10 protein-coding genes are annotated in these 8,358 nt (G+C 47.4%); 5 read left to right on the plus strand and 5 right to left on the minus strand.

Going from position 1 to position 8,358, the window contains the following annotated elements; genetic code table 11:
- A partial coding sequence (locus B3O33_RS05120) for a YcaO-like family protein (RefSeq protein WP_292363131.1) occupies positions 1-820 on the plus strand: 820 nt, incomplete at its 5' end.
- A 78-nt stretch (positions 821-898) separates the two neighbouring features.
- On the opposite strand, the gene B3O33_RS05125 is transcribed toward B3O33_RS05120, so the two are convergent.
- The 4 genes from B3O33_RS05125 to B3O33_RS05140 form a co-directional block, all read right to left on the minus strand.
- On the minus strand, positions 899-2,458 hold the full coding sequence (locus B3O33_RS05125; RefSeq protein WP_292361257.1) for a cation:proton antiporter family protein: 1,560 nt from the start codon (positions 2,456-2,458) through the stop codon (positions 899-901).
- Positions 2,459-2,618: 160 nt separating this feature from the next.
- The gene (locus B3O33_RS05130) at positions 2,619-2,915 is read right to left on the minus strand and encodes a DUF1840 domain-containing protein (protein WP_292361258.1); all 297 of its coding nucleotides are present in this window, start codon (positions 2,913-2,915) and stop codon (positions 2,619-2,621) included.
- Between the two features lie 127 nt (positions 2,916-3,042).
- A complete protein-coding gene (locus B3O33_RS05135; RefSeq protein WP_292361259.1) occupies positions 3,043-4,362 on the minus strand; it encodes a ferredoxin reductase family protein in 1,320 nt (439 codons plus the stop codon).
- A gap of 210 nt (positions 4,363-4,572) precedes the next feature.
- Positions 4,573-4,893 carry a hypothetical protein gene (locus B3O33_RS05140; RefSeq protein ID WP_292361260.1) on the minus strand — a complete coding sequence of 107 codons (321 nt, stop codon included), beginning with the start codon at positions 4,891-4,893 and terminating at the stop codon, positions 4,573-4,575.
- 176 nt (positions 4,894-5,069) lie between these two features.
- On the opposite strand from B3O33_RS05140, the gene B3O33_RS05145 reads away from it, so the two are divergent.
- The 4 genes from B3O33_RS05145 (at position 5,070) to B3O33_RS05160 (ending at position 8,135) form a co-directional block, all read left to right on the plus strand.
- Positions 5,070-5,432 (plus strand): winged helix-turn-helix domain-containing protein, encoded by a 363-nt coding sequence (locus tag B3O33_RS05145; RefSeq protein ID WP_292361261.1) that lies wholly within the window; start codon positions 5,070-5,072, stop codon positions 5,430-5,432.
- A 99-nt stretch (positions 5,433-5,531) separates the two neighbouring features.
- Positions 5,532-6,299, plus strand: a complete 768-nt coding sequence (gene modA, locus B3O33_RS05150; protein WP_292363132.1) for a molybdate ABC transporter substrate-binding protein — start codon at positions 5,532-5,534, stop codon at positions 6,297-6,299.
- 16 nt (positions 6,300-6,315) lie between these two features.
- Positions 6,316-6,981 carry a molybdate ABC transporter permease subunit gene (gene modB, locus B3O33_RS05155; RefSeq protein ID WP_292361263.1) on the plus strand — a complete coding sequence of 222 codons (666 nt, stop codon included), beginning with the start codon at positions 6,316-6,318 and terminating at the stop codon, positions 6,979-6,981.
- Positions 6,978-8,135, plus strand: a complete 1,158-nt coding sequence (locus B3O33_RS05160; RefSeq protein WP_292361264.1) for an ABC transporter ATP-binding protein — start codon at positions 6,978-6,980, stop codon at positions 8,133-8,135. The genes modB and B3O33_RS05160 overlap by 4 nt, the downstream gene beginning before the upstream one ends.
- Positions 8,136-8,167: 32 nt before the next feature.
- On the opposite strand, the gene B3O33_RS05165 is transcribed toward B3O33_RS05160, so the two are convergent.
- A partial coding sequence (locus B3O33_RS05165) for a DUF1971 domain-containing protein (protein ID WP_292363133.1) occupies positions 8,168-8,358 on the minus strand: 191 nt, incomplete at its 5' end.

Genomic DNA, 8,358 nt, shown 5'->3' on the forward strand with positions numbered 1-8,358 from the left:
TGATTTGGATGAGGTCGCTTCCCCTGCCAATCTGGAAATGCATTTTATTGATTCCAGCGGTTACATCTCTAACGACTTTTTCCGCGAAACGCCTGATTACGATTTCTTCGATTGGGATTATGATGATGCCACCGCCGATGAGTTCAAATTCCTGACCGACAAAATCCACGGCCTGGGTTTTGATATCTATATTGCCGATTACCATCATCTGGATGTCTATGCCTGCCGTATTCTGGTGCCGGGCATGTCCGATATTTATCCGGTCGATGAATTGGTTTGGGAAAACAATAATGAAGGCGCTTTATTCCGCGAAGACTTTCTGACTCTGAAAGATGGCGACCCAGAGCAATGGCAAGATATTCTGGATCGTCTTGATGAAGGTGGTTATAACGATCAAACTCCAGTGGCTCCGTTTATCGGACTGGCCCCAGATCCCGGCACCTTATGGGCGGATATTCGTCTTGGCGAACTGAAAGCCATGCTGTATCTGGCATTGGAAGACGAAGAAGCCATCGATTGGATTGACTGGTGTCTGGCTTTGGATCAGGCCAGCGAAGAAAACATTTTGTTTTACCGTTGCCTGAAGGCACTGCTGGAAATCAAATGGGATGATGAACGCGATTACGCTGAATACAGCAAAGGCCTGGCTTTGATGTATGGCCAACAAAATGTTGATGATGGCATTCAAATCGTCGAAGGTGAAAAACTATTCCACAACCTGCATTGCCCTGGCCTCAGCCTGGAGGGTTTTGAACGCCACAATGCATTATTGGCAGGTTATGAAAAACTTCAGCAAGCCAAGCGGACCAACTGGAAATAAACTGCGCTGAAATACACCTTATCCAAAATGAAGGCCAGACTGATTGCTGGCCTTTGATTTACCGTTTTACCATGATATTCAGTGCTGCATCGCTTGATCCGCCAACGATAGGCCGGCACCTTCGTAGACTTCAAACACTTCATCAGCGCCCAGATTTTTCAGCCGCTCAACTTCATCAGAATATTCAACAATGGCCGCAACGCGACCTTTAAAATCCCGTCCTCGCAATTGTTTAAGCGCATAGACATTACCGGCATGATGCGGCATTGCCAGTACCACCAGTTGCACCTGATCACTCACCAACAATTTGTCCCAAAAATCAGAATCCACTGCATCGCCTTCAACGATTTGATAATCCTGACTCAAGCGTTCCACTTTGTTTTCATCGTTGTCGATTCCCAGCACATTCAAATTATATTTTTGCTGCAGCCGTTGATAGGTGCCACGGCCAATTTTGCCCATGCCCAAAATAACCACCTGTGCGCCATTTAATTCAATAGGTTTGTCATGTGGATGTAATTCAGCCGCAGGCACTTCCTGCAATCGATTACGGCTTAATTGATAGAGACGTTCGTTATAGTTGTTCAATATCGCAGCCACCACAAAACTCATCGCGACTGATAACGATAAAATCACTAACCAGTCACTGCTCAACCAGCCTTGAGTCATCGCTAAAGCCGTTACGATCAAGCCAAATTCGGAGTAATTGCTCAGTGTCATCGATGCTAATACTGAGGTGCGGACCCGTAATTTAAAGCGGGGAAATATCACCACAAATAGCACGGTTTTCAGGGGTAACAATACTAACAATAACAATGCCAGCCCAACGTGCTCCCAATTGGGTAATGCCGTCAGACCGATCGACAGGAAAAAGCCGACCAGAAACAGTTCTTTAATATTAAATAAAGATCGTGCCAGATTAGCCGAGGTTTTGTGAGGCGCCAGCAGAATTCCCATGATTAAGGCACCGAGATCGCCTTTCAAACCCACCAGTTCAAACAGCTTATAGCCGAGCACTAACGCAAGGACAAAACCAAACAATACCTGCATTTCGCCATGACCGAGGCGATCCAGTAATTGACGTAGAAATGGGGCTGCAGGGATCAATAAGAATAATGTTAATGCCCAGACTGAAGGCAAACTGCCCGTAGTGGCTGACAGGAAAATCACGGCAAAAATATCCTGCATGATCAAGATACCAATCGCCACCCGTCCGTAAAAAGATTGGGTTTCACTGCGCTCTTCCAGCACTTTGACAGCAAATACCGTACTGGAAAACGATAAGGCAAACGCCAGAATGACAATGGCTGTCCAGTCTGTCGATTGCATCAGCATGATACCGGCGAATTTGAGCAAGCCCAGAATCAGCACAAATAACACGCTGGACAAGGTGATATGCAAACTGGCAACGCCCCACACTTCCGATTGTAATAAAGTGCGGATATTGAGCTTCAAACCGATGGTAAACAGTAATAAGGTCACACCAAGATTGGCGACAGCCTCAAGCGTCGGCGTGAGCGTATAGCCCGAATAATTGAGCAAAAAACCTGCTGCCAGAAATCCGGCCAACGGTGGCAGGCGTAAAATCATTGCCAGCAGACCACCTGCAAAGGCATAAATAAAATAGGCCGGTTCCACGATGTGACTCCCCTGTCTGATGAGCGATTGCAAGCCAATCGTCATATTGAGTTAAAGGGTAATCATACCTGACAATCTTACCTTTCAGCGCATTGCCAACGGATTGTTAAACACGTTTTTATAAAATGTTCACTACGCCTGTTATCACTGGGTTTTCAGGCTATTTGCCATCCCACATTACATCCGCATTAGCGTCAATGGCGGCTTTTAAAAGGTTGATTAATGGCAATGCCCGCTGCGACAAACCTGGCTTGAATTCACCCTCTTTAGGATCCTGTTCTGCCGCTTTACTTGAATCGACGGCTTGTTGCAGATTCGATAAAGCTGATGGTAAGTCACGGGGCTGAAAGGCTCCCGGAACAGTGCCACTGTGGCCCATTATTTTCAGCATATCTTTGGCCACATCACCCATCATGGTGATATTGGCATAGGCTTTGGTGCTAAAGGTGACGACCATTACTTTCTCCAGTTGGTGAAATTTTTCATCGAGCAAATAACCAGGCTATGGTAAGTGCAATCAACAACAAAACGACGGAGACCACACTGCCAATTCGTCGAGCATAGATATGCAACATATAAACTCCTTACACCAGATTAAAACGTTCAGAATACATACGACAGATATTGACGCCGCGTTTTCGTAATTCGGGTTCCACCAGATCCATCATTGGTGGTGGTCCGCAGACAAAATAATCAATATCCTCTGCATCTTCAGGCAGATATTCGTCCAGCAAATCTCCATCAACGTAACCGGACTCGCCCATCCAGTCATCGGATGGATCAGAAAGTACATGAAGCACCTGAAGCGGCAATTTTTGGGTAAACGCTTCCAGTGTATCGCGCATGATAATTTCATCTTCAGATTTGTTGGCGTATATCAGCCACATCGGGCTTTGATTATGCTCTACCAGTCGGCTGCGGATCATCGACAATATGGGTGTAATGCCGATGCCGCCGACAATAAACACCGCACGGCGTTTGGCTTTTGGATCCATGGTAAAAACCCCGTAAGGGCCTTCCAGAAAGGCCTTATCGCCGGGTTTGACCTTCGCCAGATAATGTGTGAAATCACCTGCTTCCTTGATCACAAATTCAAGATGTCCGGGATTGCTTGAACTGGATGCCATTGAAAATGGATGTTGCTGAATTGAAAACGGCGAACTCCCCAATGTCAGCCAGGCAAATTGACCGGGTTTAAAATTCATTCCCCGATGACCATCCGCAACTAAAATCAGATCGGTTGAATCCGCTCGAGTGTTCTCGGACTCGACTACCCGCCAAGGACGTTTTTGCATTTGATAAGGTCGCCATAAACGGGTTTCCAGCAACAGCAACAATGGAATGGTGATCGCAGCAATGAACAATATCTGGGTTAACCAACCATCAGTATGATGTCTGCCCATTAAGGCATGCCCCAATCCGCCGGCAACCACAAATAATGAAAGGCCCGCATGCACGGTTCGCCAGTTTTCGTATTGCAAACCGAGCTGTTTACGCCACAACGAACTGATGATTAATGCTGTCACCGCCAAAGCCAGTGCATAAACACCGCTGGCCCGCAGCCAGTCTTCAGTGGGATCCAGCCAGGCAATAAACTGCTGATCTCCAGTCATCAGTAATACAGGGTGCGCCAGAATCAGTATCCATGCCGTAATGCCGGTGCGACGATGGAACTGCAGTAAATTATCTTGTCCCACACCAGCAGCAAACCAGCGATGTCTGCCTGAAATTATCAATTGAGTTGCCAGCATACCCAACCCCAGTAACCCCAGCATCGACCCCATTTCCACCAGCAAATCTCGCGGTTCAGGGCGTTCAATACCCATCGCAATCATCATCGGCAACAAGGCAATCAGCAGATACAACAATAACCAGCCTGCAATGGTGATGGGTTTTATCGGCATTCAAATACTCCGATTCCGGGTGAGATGGGCTTACTAAACGAGAGGCAGAAAAGATAAAAAGTGGCTGCTTTAGCAGCACCAACATTACTACACACTAAAGCAGATAACTAACGGTTGTGTGTAACAGGCAGCAAACTCTTTTTGTTATCAATACAAAGCCGGCCAAGAAAACTCACTGCCGGTTTTGTGTTTCATCAACGGTTGAGTCGATTATCTCGGCTCAACCGTGGTTTCATACTCCGGACTGACTAAACGCGGGTCGCCTTTTTCCAGACACAGGAACGTCACATCGTAAAAATATTTCACTTTCTGACGTTTCAAGGTCTTCGTAACCAATACTTCTTGTCCCAGATTCGCACAATATGCACCGGCTTGATCCAGTACAGATGCTTTGGCTGTTGACGCATTCAAATGATCAGCAGAAACCGTATAGGTATCCGGGCCGACTTTTTTGACACCTGATGTTTTCACCGCACAGCCCGATACCAATGCAACTGACGACAAACCTAAGATTAGCGCAATAATTTTCATTCTGTTCTCCACGATGAATATGCCGTTCAATACTCGGCCATTATCAGCTGTTTATAACGTAATAAACAATGACTATTACAACGCATAAATCCCGGTCAGGCTTTAACCTGTATTGAGTTCTATTTCGGCTGACAATGGCTCTGGTCTTCAGCATCGCTTTTGGTTAGGCTAGCGCTATGTGTCCAACAACCAAAACGTCAGCTGCCATTTTAGTTCGTCCCCGAATTTATCTGGGCAAGGGTTTAGCCATTGGCCCCGGTAAGATCGATTTATTACGAACAGTCGCGGAACTGAAATCGATTGCTGCAGCAGCCAGAAAACTCAGCATCCCCTATAAGCGCGCCTGGGTGCTCATTGATTCGCTGAATCAGGGGTTTGGCAAACCGGTTGTGGAAACGACCAGCGGCGGAAAAGGAGGTGGCGGCGCTTCGTTAACGACTCTCGGTCAGCAATTGGTTGAGAAGTATGATGCACTTGAAAGACGTCTCAATGCTCAAGCTGCCGAAGAATTAGCCGCCGTTCGTGCATTAACCGACTAAACCTGATGTTCGCAAAGTTGTTGAGATAAATAACATGCATTATATTGAGCGTTATGTCTCAACAGACCTAACGAAAGTAGCCCTATTAGTCAGGACAACATGAAGCCTTATAAATTAATCGCCAGTCTGTTTCTCGTGCTGCTTTCAACCCAGGCAATGGCTGAAAAGGCTACGATAGCCGCAGCATCTGATCTCAAATTTGCCATAGAAGAAGTTGCCGCGCTGTTTGAGCAGGAAACCGGTCAGCAACTGCGTTTAGTGTTTGGATCATCCGGTAACTTCAAAACCCAAATCCTGCAAGGCGCGCCGTTTCATCTGTTTATGTCAGCAGATGAGAGTTTTGTGTTTGAGTTAGCCAAAGCTGATAAAACCCAAGATGAAGGTCGCATCTATGCGATTGGTCGCATTGGCATCATCGTGCCGCATCAATCACCTTTAAAAGCTGATGGTGAATTAACTGATTTAACGAAGGCTGTAACAGATGGCCGATTACACAAATTCGCTATCGCTAACCCTGAACATGCCCCCTATGGAACTCGGGCAATGGAAGCTTTGCAATATGCCAATCTGTGGCAGAGCATTCAACCAAAGCTGGTTTATGGTGAAAATATTTCTCAGGCTGCCCAGTTTGCCACCTCGGGATCCACTCAAGGCGGCATTATTGCGTTATCTCTGGCACTCGCCCCACAAGTCGGCAGATTGGGTGAGTTTGAATTGATCCCCGAGCATTTGCATCAGCCACTTATTCAGCGCATGGTGGTGATAAAAAATGCCCCGCCATCGGCACAACAGTTTTATGACTTTCTCGCCACGCCCAGGGCCCAAAAAATCATGCTGCGTTATGGCTTTGCGATGCCAGATGACTAACCGAGAGCAACGTTAAATGGATTGGCAGGCTTTAACACTTTCATTGCAACTGGCTTTTGTCACCTTACTGGTGTTACTGCCTTTCGGACTGTGGTTAGGCCGTTGGCTGGCACACACTCAGGTTCGTTATAAAGCCTGGATAGAAGGGTTAGTGGTATTACCACTGGTATTACCACCCACGGTGCTTGGTTACTACCTGCTGGTGTCCATGGGGGGTGGTTCACCCTTCGGCCAATGGATGCAGAATACCTTTGGTATCCAACTTACCTTCAATTTTTCCGGTCTGGTGATTGCCTCGGTCATTTTTAATATTCCTTTTCTGGTACAACCGATTCAACGGGCTTTTGAAGCCATTCCCCGAGAGTTGGGTGAAGCCGCTGCGGTGAGTGGGCTGAGCAAATGGCAGAGTTTCTGGCGCATCGAGGTATTGCTGGCCTGGCCCGGCATTTTATCAGGCATGGTGCTGACTTTTGTGCACACGCTGGGTGAATTCGGCGTGGTATTGATGGTCGGCGGCAGCATTCCCGGCGAAACCAAAACCATCGCCATCTCCATCTATGATCGGGTGCAATCGTTTGATCTTGAAGGTGCCAATCAAATGGCGATGATGTTATTGGCGCTTTCTTTGACCGCAGTCGTGGCATCGTTTTTTGCCTCGGCACGATTGGCGGTAAGACGATGACACACACATCTCCAGCACTTCACGTCTCGGTAGAACAGTCACAGCCTATGCCTCTGAAAGGCAGCTTTCAATGTGAATCCGGACAGTTATTGGCATTGGTTGGTCCTTCCGGCGCAGGCAAAACCTCGTTGATGCGAATTTTGTCGGGACTGATGCAACCACATCATGGCAAAGTGATTGTCGGTGACGAAATATGGTGTGATACCGACAACCATATTTGTTTGCCGCCGCAGCGTCGCCATGTGGGAATGGTGTTCCAGGACTATGCACTTATGCCGCATTTTGATGCGATTGAAAATGTTTCATTGCCGTTATTACATCTGCCAAGAGCCGAACGAACTAAACAAGCAAAACAGTGGCTTGATCATGTTGGCCTAACTCACGCAGAACAACACCGTAAACCGGCGGATTTGTCAGGTGGTCAGCAACAACGGGTGGCCGTTGCCAGAGCGTTGGCTCGGGAGCCCAGATTAATGCTGCTGGATGAACCCTTTTCGGCAGTGGATCAGATGAACCGTCAAAGTCTGTATCGGTTGCTGGCCGATTTACGACGTGATTTAGCTATTCCAATTATTTTGGTCACCCATGATTTGAATGAAGCACGACTGCTGGCTGATCAGCTGGTGGTCATCGATAACGGCCAAATCCTTCAACAGGGAACACCTTCGGATATTTACAATGCGCCGCGTAATGCCCGTGTTGCTGATTTGGTGGGTATACATAATCGCTTTCTGGGAGAGTGGATCGGCCCAACTGAGCCACCCGGAAAAGGGTTGTTACGCTGGAAGGGTGACGGTCAGAAAGCAACCCAACAACCTGTTTTACAGGTGCGTGATAAAGGACGAATTCCTGCAGGTCAGCCAGTCAACTGGGTGATTCCGAGTGATGGCATTGCCTTAATCAAACAGCAGGACATATCACAGGAAAATGATTTTCATGCCCAGGTGACTGAATCAAGACATTTAGGTGAAATCAACCTGCTGACATTAACGGTTGAAGAAGTCGCTGGAGCCGAGTTTGTGTTGACCTTGTCCGGGTCATTCCGAAATAGTTTATCGGTGGGAACCAGGCTGGGCATCAGGCTTGACTTGAGCATGGTGCATGTCATGCCGATCCGCAAAGGCGGTAAAGCCAGGCAAATCCGGGCACTGTGAATCTACATAAATCGTCTGCGTAGAGTGATCCGCTACTGATAAAACTCGACAAAAAAACTCACCTGCCCCATCGGTTTTACATGATGCAGGACGGTAGGTTCCACCACGCCAACTCTATTTGAATCCAATTCTATTTCTTCAAAAGGCTGCTGGATGGTGTAAAGCAGCTTGCCACTCAACACGACGATTTTTCCCCAAACGCCTTCTTTAGTCTGATGGCTAT

Origin of the sequence: Methylophaga sp. UBA1464, from assembly GCF_002325665.1 — a bacterium.
Taxonomy (GTDB): Bacteria; Pseudomonadota; Gammaproteobacteria; order Nitrosococcales; family Methylophagaceae; genus Methylophaga.

What these genes read in the sequence shown, in the direction of transcription:
- B3O33_RS05130 (WP_292361258.1), bottom strand. Translation starts at nt 2,915, where the DNA reads ATGGTCGTCACCTTTAGCACCAAAGCCTATGCCAATATCACCATGATG.
- B3O33_RS05145 (WP_292361261.1), top strand. Translation starts at nt 5,070, where the DNA reads ATGTGTCCAACAACCAAAACGTCAGCTGCCATTTTAGTTCGTCCCCGA.
- modB (WP_292361263.1), top strand. Translation starts at nt 6,316, where the DNA reads ATGGATTGGCAGGCTTTAACACTTTCATTGCAACTGGCTTTTGTCACC.
- B3O33_RS05135 (WP_292361259.1), bottom strand. Translation starts at nt 4,362, where the DNA reads ATGCCGATAAAACCCATCACCATTGCAGGCTGGTTATTGTTGTATCTG.
- B3O33_RS05160 (WP_292361264.1), top strand. Translation starts at nt 6,978, where the DNA reads ATGACACACACATCTCCAGCACTTCACGTCTCGGTAGAACAGTCACAG.
- B3O33_RS05140 (WP_292361260.1), bottom strand. Translation starts at nt 4,893, where the DNA reads ATGAAAATTATTGCGCTAATCTTAGGTTTGTCGTCAGTTGCATTGGTA.
- modA (WP_292363132.1), top strand. Translation starts at nt 5,532, where the DNA reads ATGAAGCCTTATAAATTAATCGCCAGTCTGTTTCTCGTGCTGCTTTCA.